Here is a 17,147-nt window from a genome sequence, read left to right as displayed (position 1 = left end):
GACAACTGATCGATGGCGGCGTCTTAGTAACTGGCGTTCAGGCTGAAGCCGGCCGTATGGCTGGCCGTACGGAACAGCTCGGGTTTGCGCACGGGCCAGCCGACAAAGGCGTCGTACTGCACGCCCAGCCACTGGCCGCGCAAACCGACGAAGCAGCCCGTCAGGCGCCGCGCAATCAGCCATTCGGCGGATGGCCCCGACACTTCGCCGTGGTCCAGCCCGGCATACGCTTCCTGGCCGCTGCTGCCCAGCGGCACGCCGAGCTCATTGCGCAGCAGCCAGCCGCGCTCGGCGGACAAGCTGCTTTCGCCGTCGTAGCCACGTACCGTGTAGCGCCCGCCGATGGCAAAGCGGTCTTGCGGCACCAGCGGCGTGCGGTTGTGCTGCATGCGCCAGCTGCCCGCGTAGCGCAGCGGCTGGCCAGCCAGCTTGAACGGCGCGGACAGGGCCGCGTCGGCCAGGATGAGTTTGAAACGCGACGTGCCCTCGCCAAATGCTTCCTCGGGCGCCGCCATCGCATGCATCGCGCCCGTGCCGCGCCGGTATTGCAGGTTCAAGTCCAAGGTGGCCTGTCCCATGAATTCGCGATGACCGATACCCAGTTCCCAGCCCGCCATGCGGCGGCGCTGCACTTCCACTTCCGTGTCGTCGATGAAATTCTGCGCGGCGCGTTGCCAGCCACGCAAGGACACCGTCGTCTTGCGCGACGCATCGCGGTACACCATGCGCGAGAGTTTCACTTCCTTGTTCTGGCTGGCGCCGCTGTAGTTGTAGTCTTGATTGATGCCGGCCACGGACTGGTGGTAATGGCTGTCGCTGGCCGTGAAGGCCAACAGCCAGTAAGCGTAGGGAATCGAATAGTGGGCCACCATGCCGCCCGTGCCGCGCGGACCGTTGCGGTCACCGTCGACGTTCTGGTTCAGGCTCAGGTAAAACAGGTCGTTCAGGGTCAACCAGTGGTCGTACGACAGGGTCACGCTGCCCTGCAGCTTGCCTGTCGAGCGCGAACCGCCATCATCGAGGCCCAGCGCCAGCCGAAACGGCAAGCCCTGCTTCCACTGGATCTGCAGGTCGCTCTCGCCCGGCTTGGCGTTGCCGCCCTCGGCCGGCATGATCTGGATATCGGCCTCGGCCGTCGGCACGCGCTTGAAGTTCTCCAGCGCCTGCTCCGTATCGCGCACGTTGAGCAAGTCGCCGGGCCGCGCCGGCACGGCATTCCACCAAGTGGCCCGGGGATTCGTGCCGGGCGCAAAACCGATCTGGCGGATACGCCCCGGTATCACGCTCAAGGCCAAACTACCCTTGCTCAAGTCCTGCGGCTCGGCCAGCACGCGCGTGGTGACGTAGCCGCGCGCGATGATGGCGTTCTGCATGCGGCCCATCAGTACATTGATGGCCTGCGTGCCCAGGCAACGGCCCAGCGGAGAATCCAGCGCGCCCAGGTCGTCGCGGTTGGTGGCGTTCAATGCCAACTGAAACTGCGCCGCATCCTCGCCGCGCAACACAAGATGGTCAATCGTAAAACACGGCGATTCGCCCGTCGGCAAGCGGTTTGCTGACACCGCGGCAGGCGCATCGAGCAGGCGCACGTCGGGATTGCGTTCCTGCTGCTGGCGCAGGACGCGCTCGCGCTCTTGCTGGCGTATCAATTCTTGGCTGGCATCGTCGCGCTGGCTGCTGCCAGGCGTGGTGGGAAGGGGCGGCGCGATTTCGGGACGGGTCTGCGCGGACACGGCGGCACACAGGGTGCCGCTAAACAAAAATACACCGCACCATGGCGTCAAGCGCAGGTGCATATGTTGCCTTAAATAATTATTTACGTAAGGAAATTATAAATTAATTATTTCTACCGGGCAACTTTATTTATTTCTTGAGAACTTTACCTCTTTGGTAACTACTTTTCATCTATCCAATTACCACTAGTAATCAAAGATATCGTCTTGAGCACCCAAGATCATGCTGAAGCCTGCGACAAGATCTCCGTCACTTGTCGCTGCCTGTACGCTGGAACAGCACCTAGCGTGCCTGCAGCAGCCTGGACGATCACTGCCAAGCTAGATATTTTCTGAACGGGAAATTTATTTTTGAAATTATCAAGCAGACTGAATTTTGTATTTCGACCTATGCTTCTTCAATGCCAATTCACAACTATACCCAATAAAACCATAGCTGTGATCCTTGAATAAAGTAACGCCTTCGCGCATATCAAAGTCATTTGGCCTTGGAAAACCATGGACAGCGAAAATTTCTGTCGCATAGACCGCATAGTCACGCATGGTTCTAAAGCTCCAATACTCAAAAGGAAAACAAAAAATTAGCGGAATCAGAAATATGATGCCAAACATCGTAATTAAATGCTCTTTTTTTTCTAACGATACATCGATAGAAAAAAGAAGCATAAGTGAAAGAATTATCCAAACAGCGAATGTCATGTTCCTTGCAAATTTCATGCAACTCCAGAAAAAAGCACGCTCTCCGCAATAAGCATTCAATGGCATCATAAAAAAGCTATCGTCGATGCGCAGCAAACTGTGTACGTACAGCACATCCTCTTTCTGTGTCACCACTAATTTGACGATATCGCCATCCTTGATCTTGTCAGCGTCTCTAAAAACGCCACACACTACTTTTCCGTTGACCATTCCGGCAAAATTGTACATATCTTCGCCATCGTAAAAACTCAGCATGGCGGCATTTGTCAAGGCTCCTGGCATGCCGTTGATCACGGCTGCAACGCCACCAGCCAGATTTTTTTCCACAAAGCTGCTTTCGATTTCATCAAGTAAATTCACATTTGTTGCAGCCATATGGAATTCCGTGAGCTTTCCCTCCACTGTAAAAAAATCCCCTTCGGAAGATGTATTTTCAATATTCTCTTCGGCCATGATTCGCTTCCTAACAATTATGCTTGAACCGCCTTTAATGCCTTATGCAGCTCCATCAATTTTTTCACCAGAATCAAACAGCTATTCGCTAGCTCCCACTTCTTTTCCTCAAGTCGCATATTTATCAGGCAGATGGAATCTTGTGCTTCAACCTGTGTTTTTTCAGAGCCAGCTCACAATTCGTTGCAAAAAATACATTTCCATTATTTTCGAAAAAAGTAATCCCTTTGCGAGCATCAAATACATCTGACTTTGGGAAACCATAAGCGAGGAAAATTTTCTCAGCGCATACAGAATAATCACGTATGCTCTTATATGTCCAGTATTCGAAAGGAAAACAAAACAACGGAGGCATCAACAATATCGCGCCAAATGCTGTAATTAAATTTTCTTTTTTTCCATTGATACCAATAATATATTTCCAATAACCCATCAATTCCGTGCAGAGAGTAACTGAGATCGAACTTCAAAATTAAAAAAAATTATCAGGAAGATTGAATATTATATTTCAACCGGTGTTTCTTCAAAGCCAACTCACAACTATATCCAATAAAGCCATGGCTTTGATTTTTAAATAAAGTAGCACCCATTCGCATATCAAAGTCACTAGGCCTTGGAAAACCATGGGCAGCGAAAATTTCTGTCGCACATATCGAATAATCACGCATGGTTCTGAAGCTCCAATATTCGAAAGGAAACCAAAAAACCAAAGGAGCCAGGAATATAATTCCACATGCCACAATTAAATATTCTTTTTTTTCAACTGATATATCAACATATGAAAAAAAGGCAGCAAAAGCCATAACCCACATAAACAGTATCATATTCCGCGCAAACTTCATGCAACTCCAGAAAAAAGCTCGCTTTCCGCAATAGGTATTCAATGGCATCAGCAACAAACTATCGTCAATACGGAGCAAACTGTGCACGTACAGCACGTCATTTCTCTGTGTCACCACCAATTTGACGATATCGCCATCCTTGATTTTATCAGCGTCTCTAAAAACACCACACACTACTTTTCCGTTGACCATTCCGGCAAAATTGTACATATCTTCGCCATCGTAAAAACTCAGCATGGCGGCATTTGCCAATGCCCCTGGTATGCCGTTGATGAGGGCGGCAACGCCACCTGCCAAATTTTTTTCCGCAAGGCTGCTTTCGATTTCGTCAAGTAAATTCACATTTGTTGCAGCCATATGGAATTCCGTGAGCTTTCCTTCCACTGTAAAAAAATCCCCTTCGGAAGATGTTTTTTCAATATTCTCTTCGGCCATGATGCGCTTCCTAACAGTTATGCTTGAGCCACCTTTAATGCTTTATGTAACTCCATCGATTTTTTCACCAGAATCAAACAACTATTCGCTAGCCCCCTCTTCTTTTCATAAAGTTGCATATTTATCAAGCAGGTGGAATCTTATGCTTCAACCTGTGTTTTTTCAGAGCCAGCTCACAATTCGTCGCAAAAAATCCATTTCCATTATTTTCGAAAAAAGTAATCCCTCTGCGAGCATCAAATACATCTGGCTTTGGGAAACCATAAGCGAGGAAAATTTTCTCAGCGCAAACTGAATAACCACGCATACTCTTATATGTCCAGTATTCGAAAGGAAAACAAAACAACGGAGGTATCAAAAATATTGCGCCAAATGCTGTAATTAAATTTTCTTTCTTTTCCATTGATACATCGATCAATAAAAAAAATCCAGAAAATAAAACAACCCAAACAAATAACGTCATGTTTCTTGCAAATCTCATGCAATTCCATAAAAAAGCGCGTTGTCCGCAATAAGCATTCAGAGGCATCAGTAAGAGGCTATCCTCTATACGAAGAAGGCTGTGTACGTGCAGGACATCACCCCTTCTTGCCACGACCAATTTGACGACATCGCCATCCCTGATCTTGTCCGCATCATCAAAAACACCACAGACTACTTCGCCATTGACCAGCCCGGCAAAAGTATGCATATCTTCGCCATCGTAAAAACTTAGCATGGCTGACGTTGCCAATGTTCCAGGCATGCCATTGATGGCCGCTGCGACGCCACCTGCAAGGTTTTTCTCCTCAATATTTTTTTCTATTTTCCTGAGTAAGTTTATAGTTGCTGCAGCAGTCTGAAACTCTGTGATTTCCCCTTCCAGAATAAAATACCACTCACTTGAAATCTCTTCGAAGCAATTTTTATCACCCATTAAATTTATCTAATTTTTCGTCAATGGGAAGTCAGGCATGATTCAACTTGTATTTATCTCGATGCTTTTGAAGGGCAATTTCACAATTGATCGCGCCAAAACCATAAGCTGCGTCCTTATATAAAATCATGCCACTGCGAATATCCAGATCGTCCGGCAGGGGGAAACCATAGGCGGTGAATATGGCTGATGCATATAGGGAGTAATAGCGCATGGACTTGTAGGTCCAGTATTCAAATGGAAACAGGATCAACACAGGCAGCAGGAGCATGATGCTACTTGCTATCAACGGCTTTACCAGATCATCCATTGAAATGTCGACGCTGTAAAAAAAGCCGGCAAACATGACCAGCCAGGCGAACAAGGTAAACCGCCATGCCACTCTCATGCAGCCTTTGAAAAAAGCCCGTTCTCCACAGTAGACGTTCAAGGGCATCAACAACAGGCTGTCCTCGATGCGCAGCAAGCTGTGCACGTGCAGCACCTCTCCTCGTTCCGACACCACGAGTTTCACGACATCACCATTCTTGAGTTTGTTGGCCTTGTCGAAGACGCCACACACCACCTTACCGTTGACCAGGGCGGCAAAATTAAACATGTCTTCGCCATCGTACAAGCTCAACATGGCGGAGTTGGCCAAGGCGCCATACATGCCATTGGCGGCGGCGGCAAGCCCGCCTGCAAGGTTTTTCCCCGCCAGCTTGGTCTCAATTTCTTTCAATAAATTAACGGTCGTTGCCGATATATGCAGCTCCGTCAATACACCGTCTACACTGAACAAAACTTCGTCAGAAAATCTGTTGTTACTCATTAATCAACTCCAGCTATTTAGGATTGAATTGCCTTGAACGCCTTTTGCAGTTCCAGCAGTTCCTTCTCGACCGTGTCATAAGGTTTTTCACTGAACCACCCCCTGCTCTTTCTGAAGGTGCAGGCTTGAAACCAATTCTCCAAAGCGTCATCCATGATCCACACACGATATCCAACCTCGACCACCGTAACGGCTACGCCGATGAGATTAAAACGTGCAAGTCTGATCAACCACAGGGTACGTTCCAGCCCCAGTCTGGCTGCCAGGGTTGCCGATTCAGCAAAGAAATGCGTCATTCTCAGCGCCAGCACCGAATTACTCATGAGAGTGGAACCGGCCATTCGCCAAAGCAGTGGTGCCGCGTAAGAGAATGCAGCGATCAGGCCCAGGCCAGTATTGAACAGGCCCATAATCGCACGTCCCGTGTAAATCCCAAACAGAATCCAGTTCACACGCTCTTTGTTGTATTCATCAAAAGCAGAAAGCATGTCAAGGCAAGATGCAATCGCACCAGCACTGGCTCCGAGTGTTCCTGCCGTCATTTTCAGCCCACCGCGGATCACATCCGCAGCATCTTTAATACCTACAATATTTTTGTAAGGGCTAATTTCCCTGATTGATTTTGCCACCGCATAGACGAGATCGAATGACATGCTGCTCAGCGAGAGGATAGACGCCGTAATTTCCGCCTTGATGCGTGGGGAATCCGCAAAATGCGGGAGTTTGGTCGTCAAGGAAATACCTTCGATCGACATCAAAACAACACCGATCCGGGCATGACGAAAATTGTTGGTTTCGGGCCGTTTTCCCTTGTCGATATCGTCCAGCGCCAGCTTGATCTTGTTTTTGACTTTTAGCTGTTCATCCTCGATCAGCTTTTCGATGCTCCCTTCCACCTTTGCCGCATCAGCCTGGGCAATTTTGGTCGCTTCCGCGCGCGCCATGCGTGCTGCTTTCCTGTCGATGCCCTGCTCCAGCTTGTTTTTCTCGCTTTCTGTCCTCAGGGTATCGGCATACTTTTTCGCCTTTTCCTTCAGTTCCCCGGCGATCTTGTCCTTCAGCGGATTCATCAACTCTTCGAAGCCAATTTTCTCGGCCAGATCAGCGAGTTTGGAGTAAAGCAATGCACCGACGACGCTGGAAATTGCCTTGTCCAGCCGGCTGCTCTTGCTGGACATGGCCTGGGTCCATTCCGATATCCGTGCGTAGACCATGCCCTCCACGCTACGATGATATTTGGAAAGGCTGTGTATTCTATTGGCCGGGTCCGGCTTGGTTTTGCCGGTATGGATATCGATGATGTTTTTATCTCGCAACCACTCATCCCAGGCGGAATCGATCTTCTTGAAGGAATCGACCAGTCCCTTGCAAGCTTTCAACCAAGGTGCACCTTGCACCTTTGAAATATCACCAGCCGCCTCGACCTGGTCTTTTGCTTCCTGAAAAGCTTTTTTTGCTTCGTCGTACAGCGATTTGAAATTGTAGAAATTTGCGCGCATGTACAAGTTTTTACGCTCCACCGCTTTCACATCCATCCAACTTTTCAGAATGGGCAAATTGTCTTTATGGGCAAACATGCCGAACGTGCACAAGGAATGTTCGAGGGTGAAGCAAAAACCACTGCCCAGGTTCTGCTCGTCGTAGGAGTCGAAAGCATCGACCAGTTCCGCAGAGGTGACCCACTTGAGATGGTTCGCATTTCTCTTTTTCGTTTCCACATCAGCTTTGTTGGACAAGTTCTCCAGCGTTTTCTTGAGCAAATCGATCTCATCGACCGATATCAATGATTCATATTTGCCGGTGAATTTCTCTCGCTCGTTTTGCTCGCTGGTCGCCAAAATATGCTCGCGCCGATTCTCACGCGCTTCTTCATTTTTCCTGATGCGCTCCTCGATAATTTCCGCTTCCTTGACGCGGTTCAGTTTCCGCAGCATCTGCGCATTATCCTGATCGAGATTCGGCAAGCGGATCGCATCGAGGTCGGCAAGGTTTTTCTTGCGGATTTCTACCCCGTATTTGATGGCGGCATCCTTGACGTCCTCGATCGCAACCATGACCTCCAATTTGCGCTGATTGCTGATCTTGTCCTTGTCTTCACGCTTCAGGAAATCTTCCAGCGGTTGCATGGCAGCATTGCGATAATCATTCAATTCCTGCGTAATGCCAATGGGATCGAACACGACAAAAGCGGCGGCTTTGCCAGCCACCATCTTTTCTTCCAATTTTCCAATTCGCCCGCCCGGCGTCGCCGAGGGCATGTTGGACATGCCGCGAAACGCATCGGCAGTCCCCCGGTACAATTGCCCCATGATATTCTTGCCCAGCTGGCTTTTGCTGGCATTTTGGTACTGCCTGGCCAGTATCGATTCCGGCACGTATTTGCCCAGCTCTTCTGGCTTCAGGCTGTGCGGCTGTTCGGTACTGCCTGCCGCCCATTCCTTCGGCAGGAATACCTGCATCTGTCCAGTTCCAACCCTGGCGTCGGCATTGGCCGCATAGGCGTCCAGCCGATCTGTCGTCATGGCAGTCGGCGTAAACAGCAGATAAATTTTTTCGACAAACTCGATCTTGTCGATCGCGATCAGGCTGGCATTGATGCCGCAGGTGGTGCGGTCGCAGGAGAAAGTCACGGCCGCCGAGGGCGGTGTATCGACGGGGAACTTCGACAGAAAGGCGTCGTCGTCGGCAAAATAGCCCTCCCAATACAGCAATCCCGACCGCTTGATCAGCACGTACAGGAAGCCGGAGCGCAGCAGGCGCGGCGCATAGCTGGCGTTTTCCAGTTTGATGTGCTTGACCTTGTCGCCCAGCTTGCCTGGCAGCGCGGGCACGCTGCCGGCCGCCCCCTCGCCCACCACTGCCGCATAGCGCAAGGGCAAGATGAACAAGCCGTTTTTATCGCAGAATTTACAGTCTTTCATCGCTCTTCCTGTTAGGTGTGCGGCACGCGGCCATCCTGCTGGGCATCAGTCCAGGGAATGCAGACGGGCTTTCAATACTATGTCCAGCGGCAAGCCTTGCGTCGCTGCCATCCGCATCAGTTCCCCGAGGGCGGGGTGCAAGGTGAAGGCCTGGCCGTATTCAACGGCGCGCCAGGCATAGGCGATCTGATCGTCAGCCTGCTCCAGGCCCGCACTTGCGCTGTGGACAAGATGGTGGTCGATTTGCGCATCGATGCCAGGCCCGATTGCCGTTTGCCTTGCGCGCAGGATGCGCACCACCAGGTTGATCTGCTCGATGCGCTCCATCGCCTGCATGGTCGGCTCATCGATACGCAGGGGAATGTCTTGTAGCGCCGACTCCGGCTGCGCATGGCCATGCTGGATCAGCTGCCCATCGCGGTCGAGCTGGCACCATTTTTCAACAGGACCGAGCAGATCGGAAAAACTGCTGCCCCCCCCTGGGCCTGCCACGCTAGACGGGGGCAACACTCTTGCCAGATGCGGCATGACGCGCGGGTCAAAATAGCGCAGGTAGACGGCGTCGCCGGACGGATAGCGCACATTCAGGCGCGCCAGCATGGCGCTGCGCAAGCGCTCCAGGGTCGCCTGGCCAAACAGCCAGGCACAGATCCGGGGTACCGCGCCGGCTTCGGCTTGCTGCTCCAGCGCCAGCTTCAGGCTCTGTTCGACCAGCGCGTAGTGCTCGGGCCGGCGGTTTGACAGTTCGAGCAGCATCGGCGCGCGTTGCAAGTCATCCTCGAAGATCGGGTCATCGAGCAGCACGCTGGCCGCGGGCGGCGACAGGGCTTCGATCGCCTCGCGCAGGGGATTGTCGATGAACTGGTCGATCAGGACGACGGTCCTGTCATAGTCGCGGGCCACGTTGTACAGCACTTCATCGGCGCGCACCGCCGATACGGTTGGCGACGGTGAATTATCGTTTGACACTGGCCGCTCCCGCCATCGTGGCATCGAGAAGTTTCAGCGCACAGCCTTTCAATTGTCCCATTGGCAAGGCCAGGGGTACAGGGCTGGCACTGGCCGGCCCCGTGAACTCCTTCATGCCGGCCTTGAATTCCATCTTGCCGGGTCCATGGATTTCGATATTGCCACCCTCGAGCTTGATATAGGCGCCCTGCACTGTCATCAGCACATGCTGCTTGCCGCTGATATTGACGCTTTTGCTGACACTGGCCACGGTCACGGCCTTGTCTGCGGTTAATTTTGTTTCATCGGACTGGCTCTGGCTGCTGACCTTGCCGCTGGCGGCGTGCAGGCGGATGCCGGTTTCCTGGTTGGGTTTATCGGCTTTGCTGGCCTTGCCATAGGTGAACAGGCTGATGCCGGAACTGATCGCATGAAAATGGTTGCCTTGCGCGCCGAAATTGATGTCCTGCCCTGCCGCGATGCTGCTCGTATTGCCGGCGGCGAAAAGCGCATTGAGCGGCGTGGTGGCGGCGATGCCGGCCGGACTGGACAATTGCAACTGGGGCGCCCCGTAGGCCGTTGCCTGGCCGTCGCCTGTGCCCGTCGTGCCCTTGAGCATGTCGATGCTGTTCGCCAATTGTTTCAGTGCAGGCAAGGTATCGGGCGCCGTTTCGGCCTGGCCTTGCCCACCGCCTAACACAGCCTTGTGCTTTTGCGCCGTCTCGGCAAGCGAAGTCAGCAAGGCCAGGCTCTGTTCGATCTGGGCCGTGGCTTCCTTCGTATCCATCTGTGTGCCGCTGGCGTTGGTACGCCCGTCGGTCGACAGCAGCAGCCCCTGCCCCGCACGCAGCGCGGCGCTGTGCTCGGTTTTCAGTTCGGCGCCGAAGCCGGCGGCGGCCAGCCGCTGGTTGTCGGTCTGATGGCGCAAGTGCCCGAGGTTCAGCTCGGCAGTACCCTGGTGCGCGCCGGCATGGCGCTGCAGGGCCACGCGCGGCTGACCCGGACTGTCGTCGAACACGAGCTGGCTGTACGCCGCGCCGCCCTGCTGGCTGGCCTGCATGGCCTGGCTCTTGATGCCGGACAACGCGGCCGGGTGAGCATGCGCGCCCGCCTCACCGGGAAACCAGGCCGGTGCATTGCCGGTGGCGGGCCCGGCGCCATGGGACACGCGATTATTCTGGGCATCGGCCGTGCCCTGGCCGTTGTAGACGGCACCGATCACGAGCGGCCGGTCGATATTGCCTTCCAGGAAATCAATCAATACTTCCTGGCCGATGCGCGGCAAGGCATGGCCACCCCAGTTGGCGCCCGCCACCGGCGCTATGGTGGAGGCCACGCGCACCCAGGTGCCGGCACTGTCATCGCCAGGCGCACCAGTATGCTTGCCGCCTTGCGGATGGTCGAGGCGGCTGTGGCTCGTGACGCCGCGCTGCCAGTGAAATTGCACCTTGATGCGGTGGTCGCGGTCGGTGTAAATCGCGGCGCCGGCCGGGCCCACCACGACGGCCGTCTGCTGGCCATGCACGGTCGGGCGCGGATGCAGCAGCCGGCCATGCTGGTCCTTGCCGCTGGCGCGATAAGGAATGTTGCTGCGGATGGCATCGATGCGGTTGCGGTACAGGGGCCGCTCGGCAATGGCGCCCAGCAGCGCGGGCATGCGGTGCAGGCTGCCCGCTTGCTCCTTGCGGATGGCCGCATCGAGCAAGCCCGTCTTGAGCGTTTGCACAACAGACGATTGCAGATCCGCGCTCAGGTTGTTGTGCATCAGGTGCACCGTGCGCACGACCAGGAAGTTGCGTGCGTCGTCGCTACCCTGGTCGAACACCGGCTGTCCCTGCAAGCTGAACGTGGTGCCCGGCGACAAGGTACGCACGGTACCGGCCGCCACATGGACTTCCTTGCCCGCTTCAAGCGCCTGCAACTGGTTGCGCGCGATACGCTGGCCCTGCTCACGCGAGGCGTAGGCATAGGCCCCGGGCGCGTCGCGGCTGAGCAGCTCCACCTGCTGCGCCTCACCCGTCGCGCTGGCGACACGCTGGTCGAGCGAGCGGTAATCCCAGCTGCCGATGGCGATGGCATTGGTCTGCTGGCGCAATTCGGTGCGCCAGCGGTCGATGCTGTCGACCTTCATCACGGCACCCGGCTGCGTGAAATCGATGCTGCTCTGGGCATTCGGCTTGAACGCGCCGTTATGGTCCGCGATCACCAGGCAGTGGCTGCCCAGGCTGGGGCTGCCCGGATCGCCGCTATGCTCATAGTAATAAAACAGGCCTTCCTCGTGCATCAGGCGCTGCGCGTAGGCCCAGTCGCTTTCCTGGTATTGGGTGCTCAGGCTGCGTTTCGGGTATGCCGCTCGGTCGAGAATATCGAAACGCCAGGCCGGCGCCAGCTTGCCTTGCGCCTGATAAGCGGCAAACAGCGCGTCGAGGATGTCGAATACCGTCATGTCCTGGAACACGCGGCTGTCGCGGCCGTGGGCAAGAAACGTGCTCCACGGTTCCAGTGTCAACTGATAGCGCGCCATGCCGCCATTCGCGCCAACCAGCTCAACGGCGGTGATGTGGCCGTGGAACGGGCGCAGCGCGTCGGCGCTGGTCGCGGTCAGCAATTGCAGCAGGGCCGGCTGGCCGATCAGGGTACGCAAGGAAATGGCGGCGTCCGTCGACAGGGCCGCGATCTGGAACACGAAGCCCGTGCTCAAGCCCTCCTCGCCGCGCACGCATTCGGCCAGCAGGCGGTCAGCGCCGAGGGGCGTGGTCAGCTGTAACAATCTGCTGGCTTGCGTGAAACTGGCGGGCAAGGACATGGACATCCGGAACTCCATCACGCGGCTTACCGCATAAAATTAGTAAATAAGCACTTTTATCAAAGCCATTACACCCTAGAAATTTCGTTATAGCAAGAGTGTTTCGATTGAAATCCGGACTGCGGCAATCATTGCGAGCCGTTAAGACCGCGCAGCTCCGGCATGGCCGGTTCCGTGGGCCGCAAATGTGTACTCTTCAACAAGGTTTCCAGGCGCGTGTAGCTGGTCTTGAACGGCGGCGGATTCTGCTTCAGTTCCGGCGCCTGCTCCATGCTGCGGCTGTTAAGTTCGATCAGGATGTAGGGCAGCACTGCCGTACCCAGCCATCCCGCGTAACCGGTAAATACCGTATAGGTTTCAAACGGCATGCTGCCGGGCCGGCTCACTTTCAGCGCCACGCCGCCCTGCTGCGCCGTCAGCGCGCCGATGCGGGCGCTACGGGGCGCGATGCGTTCGACAATGAAAGGCTGGGCTTCCTGCTCGCCACGGCTGCCGAACTTGCCGATGCCGCCGGTGGCGGCCGCCTGGGCCAGCGGCACTTTCAAGGCGCGCGGATCGACATTGCCGGTGCTGATCGTGTACAACACGCCGGGCGCGTCGGGCCAGCGCAAGGACTGCTTGATGGCGCTGACCGTCTTGCCATCGTCAGCGATAAAGCCATGCGGAATGCACAGGCCCAAGTCTTTCGGCACTTCGTTGGCGGCGCGCGGGCGGAAGCTTTTCAGGAAGCGGATGAACTGCTGGCCATGCGCTGCCTCGCTATCCTTGTCGCGTATTTCTTGCGTGGATTCAAACACGTAGACATAATCGCCGCGCTTCAGGTGGCTGCGATAGATGGAGTAGCGCATGGGGTTGACCGTTCCCGACCCTTCGCTGTTGCGGTAGCCTTCACTGCCGGGCAGGCCGGAATCAAATGCCTGATAGTTACTTTGCAGTTCCTTGATCTGCGCCTGCCTGCCGGTAACCGACTTTTGCGCCAGATAGCTCGCCTGACGGGTCCTGGCGTTGGCGGGCTGGCCTTTCAATTGGGCCAGTTCCGCCTCATCGTCCTTGAGCAGCGCCTGCAGCCTGTCGATCCTCGCTTGCGGCATGGCTTCCCGCAAGGCGGCCAGGTCTTCCTTGCCTAGCGGCCCCAGCACGCCGATGCGGACATTTCCAACCTGTATCTCATCACCTTGGTGAAATACTTCCTCGCTGAAAGAGCGGTAAAAGATACCCGTGTCGGAAGCGTCCTTGTAGCGGGTCGGCCATTGCACCGGCGCATGCACGTCGAACACCAGCCGCCCCAGGCATTCGCGCGCCGTGCCGGCCGGCGTCACGTAACCGGATGCGGTCGCTTGCATCAGTTCCTGCGCCGTCGGCTTGCGCGACGGCGCCGCCGGATCGGCCTGCTCAGCGCCCATGCCGTCGCCATGCGCGCCTGCAAACAGCAGGAGAGCGGCGAGATGGCGTACGGCACTACGCGGAAAACGAACTATCATCATGGGTAGCAATCAAAAAATACACTATTCTTCAGGCCGCGCTTTCGCTCTGGCCGGTTGGCGGGCGTTTGCCTGATTCAACGTGGGCGTAGGTTTCTTGCGGCAATGGATGGTCGACATCGTGCAGCCGTTTCTTCTCCTGATGGGCCAGCAGGGTCAGATTCATGCCAGATATATTGTTTTCGCCTGCCGTCCAGGTAACCGGCAAGGCCACGATAAAACCCTGCACGCCAACGGGCGCCGATTCGGGCGCGCGCGTTTGCGCCTCCCAGGAATGCGATTTGTCGCGCAAGATATCGGCATCGCGCCAAAAGCGCTCGTGGAACGGCATGTGGTGCTCCAGACTGCGCGTCCTGGCATTCCAGGTGGGCCAGATCGAGCTGGGCTTGCCGCTTGGCCGCGCCAGGAAAGCGAAGGCCTTGGCATACGCTTCCGCATTGGCAAGCGCCACTTTTTGAATCGCCTCCCAAGTGTCCGGGGCCGCCGGACGCAACAGGTGCTTGATCAGGTCCTTGGCCGGGGTGGCGCCATCGGTCAGGCCGAACAGTTTTTTCCACAGGCGCACCCGCAAGTCATGCACGTTGACGCTGACCTTGTCGCTATCGACACCATCAAGCTCGACATCGGTCTGGTTGTCATCCCTGACGACGACCGCCAGTTCCGAATCGCGCCCGCCAAGCTGGCTGCGGTCGTTGATATTGGCGCTGCCCAGGATTGCCACCCGGTCGTCGGCGATCAGCAATTTGGAGTGCACATAAATCTGCTCCGTCACGTGACGCTTGTCCAGGGTTTCCCAGGAACGCAGGTTGAGCAAGGTCAGGTAGCTGGTCCACTTGTCACCGGCCAGTTCGGCCAGCCGGTCCGGCGCGTAGCCGGCAACGGTTTTCCTGGCCTCTTCCGCTCCGAGTTTTTTGCTCTTGCGCAAATCCCGCACGAGGATGGCACGCCGGATCCGGTTGACCAGGCTATCCTTTCCAAACACCAGCGACTGCATCGTCAAATGCAGCTGCGTCATGATATTGAGGGTGTCGAGCGTGCCTTCAGGGTGTACCGGCAGCACCATGTAGACATGGAAGGGCAAGCCATCGTTGATGGCGCGCTCGATGCGCTGCGACAATGCCAAGCCGATCGGATTGAGGATGCCCGACTCTTCCTTGCCCATCATGCGCGTCGAGGTGATATCGGCATAGTTGCTCATCACATTGAACAGATCGGCCATGAAATCGCTGCCGCCACCGGTAATGTCGGCCCTGACATCGTCGATCTGCGACCAGATCAGCTTGTCGATCATCTCCGCCGGCGGCACGCCGTACACGCCGAGCTGCCGCGCGTACTTTTCATAGGCCGGCGACTTGCTGATATCGAGCAGCGCCGCCATGGGACCGGACAGCGGCCTGGTCTTGCTCGCATCGTCGCCATATTCCGACTGGAAAAACTGGCCCTCGATATAGATGAATTTCTGCGCCCCATTAATCGCCGTCAACATCGCCTTGAGGCAATTGTTCTGAGGCCACTCCGGCCTGGCCTCAGGTTTCCTACCGCGCGCATGCGCCGCCCGCTCGTCATTAAGCAGCTTCATCGGCGCGCTACGCAACACTTGCACCCAGGCGTCGCCCGGCTGCGCATGCGTATTCGGCGGCGGCGCGGCGGCGATGCGCTGCAAGATCAATCTGGGCGTGCCGGACATGCCCAGTGCCTGGAACATCTTGATCAGCGCAGGCGGCATGCTGGCCTGGTACGATTTTTCATAGCGCTGGGCAATGCCATTCCAGCGCTCGATGAAGTTGCGGCTCAAGTCGCTCACCGACGGCCCGACGATGGCCGCATGCACGTCGTGCCATGGCATGCGCGGCTGCGTGGCGGCGAAGGTCTTGGCCCCGGTCGGCATGATCTTGCGCAGTTTTTTCAGGTTTTCATAGCGCGTGGGACGCGCGTCGGCCAAGGTCGACAGATAAGTGAGGACGCCGATCACGAAGGTCTCGAGCAGCTTGACCGTGCCGCTGCGCAATTCAGGCGGCAGCTTGTTCAGCGAGCCGGCGTTCAACCACGACATCAGCGCCGTGCCGCCGTCGATCACATGCGCGCTGCCCGTGGTGCGCACGCCATCGACCTTGTCGCGCAAACCTTTGTCGAGCTGGCCGTAAGCCCAGCGCGATATATCCTGCGCGACATCAATCGGTATGTCCTGCAGCTTGCCGATAAAGTCGGGCATCAGGTCAATCGCCTGCCATTTGGCGGACATATTCTTCGATATCCGCACGATGCCATCCTTGGCATCCTGTACCACGTCAAGCACGACGGCGACCGGCGTGGCCATGGCCGAGGTGGCGAACGTGGCCACGCCACCGACTTTTCCGCCGATGCAGCCGGCCAGCAGTTCGGCGCGCGTCAGGTAGGCCGTTTGCGCTTCATTATTCATGGACTCGATGGCCGGGATGCAGGTGTTATACACCTCGTTGCCCTTGCGCGTGCCATGGCTGAGGGCAAACTTGCCGTTGTCGCGGCGGCCATAGGCAAGGTCGATGCCGCCGACAAACGCGCGCTCATCGTCGATCACCACCAGTTTCTGGTGATGGGAAAAGCCGATGCCCAGCATGCCTTCCATGTCGCTCTGGGCGATCGCCGGCAAGGCGAACGCCTTGGCGGGGCCGTCGACGCCGGCATTGAGCTGGAAGATCGCCAGCACGGTTTCGAAGTCGCCCGTGTCGACGCCGACCTTGGGCGAAAGCCACGGCATCACGTACACTTTCGGCGCGGCGGGGCTGGCGATGGCCGTTTCCAGGCATTCGAACAAGGTCTTGGTCGTCGTCAGTTCGACATCGAAATTGACTTGCCAACCGGTGATGAAAATCGATTTTTTTGCCCCTTCGATGGCCTTGGCCACGGCCGTGAAATACTCTTCGCCGGTGACATAGAACTCGACGCGGTTGCCCTTTTGCTGTTCGGAAAAGATGCTGCCCCACTTATGCTTGGGGAAATTCGGCAGTTCCTCGCCATCGTGCACGAAACAGCCGGGCGCCGACGTGGCCGGCGCGCTCGGCGTACCGTCCTCGGCCGTCAGTTGGGAGATATTTTTATTTGTCATGACACATGTCGCGGTCT

Annotated in this window: 11 protein-coding genes; all 11 read right to left on the bottom strand. The window is 56.0% G+C overall.

Annotated elements, in window-relative coordinates:
• Positions 1 to 23: 23 nt before the first annotated feature.
• The 11 genes from OPV09_RS13630 to OPV09_RS13580 all read right to left on the bottom strand — a co-directional run bounded on the left by OPV09_RS13630 (position 24) and on the right by OPV09_RS13580 (position 17,130).
• A complete protein-coding gene (locus OPV09_RS13630; RefSeq protein ID WP_338682131.1) occupies positions 24 to 1,796 on the bottom strand; it encodes a ShlB/FhaC/HecB family hemolysin secretion/activation protein in 1,773 nt (590 codons plus the stop codon).
• A gap of 297 nt (positions 1,797 to 2,093) precedes the next feature.
• On the bottom strand, positions 2,094 to 2,885 hold the full coding sequence (locus OPV09_RS13625; protein ID WP_338682129.1) for a hypothetical protein: 792 nt from the start codon (positions 2,883 to 2,885) through the stop codon (positions 2,094 to 2,096).
• A 124-nt stretch (positions 2,886 to 3,009) separates the two neighbouring features.
• On the bottom strand, positions 3,010 to 3,318 hold the full coding sequence (locus OPV09_RS13620) for a hypothetical protein (protein WP_338682127.1): 309 nt from the start codon (positions 3,316 to 3,318) through the stop codon (positions 3,010 to 3,012).
• Between the two features lie 52 nt (positions 3,319 to 3,370).
• Positions 3,371 to 4,162 carry a hypothetical protein gene (locus OPV09_RS13615; protein WP_338682126.1) on the bottom strand — a complete coding sequence of 264 codons (792 nt, stop codon included), beginning with the start codon at positions 4,160 to 4,162 and terminating at the stop codon, positions 3,371 to 3,373.
• 124 nt (positions 4,163 to 4,286) lie between these two features.
• A complete protein-coding gene (locus OPV09_RS13610; protein WP_338682125.1) occupies positions 4,287 to 5,078 on the bottom strand; it encodes a hypothetical protein in 792 nt (263 codons plus the stop codon).
• A gap of 31 nt (positions 5,079 to 5,109) precedes the next feature.
• Positions 5,110 to 5,889, bottom strand: coding sequence for a hypothetical protein (locus OPV09_RS13605; protein ID WP_338682123.1), 780 nt, complete (start codon positions 5,887 to 5,889; stop codon positions 5,110 to 5,112).
• A 17-nt stretch (positions 5,890 to 5,906) separates the two neighbouring features.
• Positions 5,907 to 8,810: a T6SS effector BTH_I2691 family protein gene (locus OPV09_RS13600; protein ID WP_072453878.1), complete on the bottom strand. Its 2,904-nt coding sequence runs from the start codon at positions 8,808 to 8,810 to the stop codon at positions 5,907 to 5,909.
• A gap of 45 nt (positions 8,811 to 8,855) precedes the next feature.
• Positions 8,856 to 9,779, bottom strand: a complete 924-nt coding sequence (locus OPV09_RS13595; RefSeq protein WP_338682120.1) for a DUF4123 domain-containing protein — start codon at positions 9,777 to 9,779, stop codon at positions 8,856 to 8,858.
• A complete protein-coding gene (locus tag OPV09_RS13590) occupies positions 9,766 to 12,570 on the bottom strand; it encodes a type VI secretion system Vgr family protein (RefSeq protein ID WP_338682119.1) in 2,805 nt (934 codons plus the stop codon). Before OPV09_RS13590 ends, OPV09_RS13595 begins: the two co-directional genes overlap by 14 nt.
• A 122-nt stretch (positions 12,571 to 12,692) precedes the next feature.
• Positions 12,693 to 14,048 (bottom strand): T6SS immunity protein Tli4 family protein, encoded by a 1,356-nt coding sequence (locus OPV09_RS13585; RefSeq protein ID WP_338682117.1) that lies wholly within the window; start codon positions 14,046 to 14,048, stop codon positions 12,693 to 12,695.
• Between the two features lie 28 nt (positions 14,049 to 14,076).
• Positions 14,077 to 17,130, bottom strand: a complete 3,054-nt coding sequence (locus OPV09_RS13580; RefSeq protein WP_338682116.1) for a phospholipase — start codon at positions 17,128 to 17,130, stop codon at positions 14,077 to 14,079.
• Between the last annotated feature and the right edge of the window lie 17 nt (positions 17,131 to 17,147).

The organism is Janthinobacterium sp. TB1-E2 (assembly GCF_036885605.1).
Lineage (GTDB): Bacteria > Pseudomonadota > Gammaproteobacteria > Burkholderiales > Burkholderiaceae_D > Janthinobacterium > Janthinobacterium aestuarii.
The sequence above is the reverse complement of the archived record's forward strand: the minus strand, read 5'-3'. Positions and strand labels throughout refer to the sequence as shown.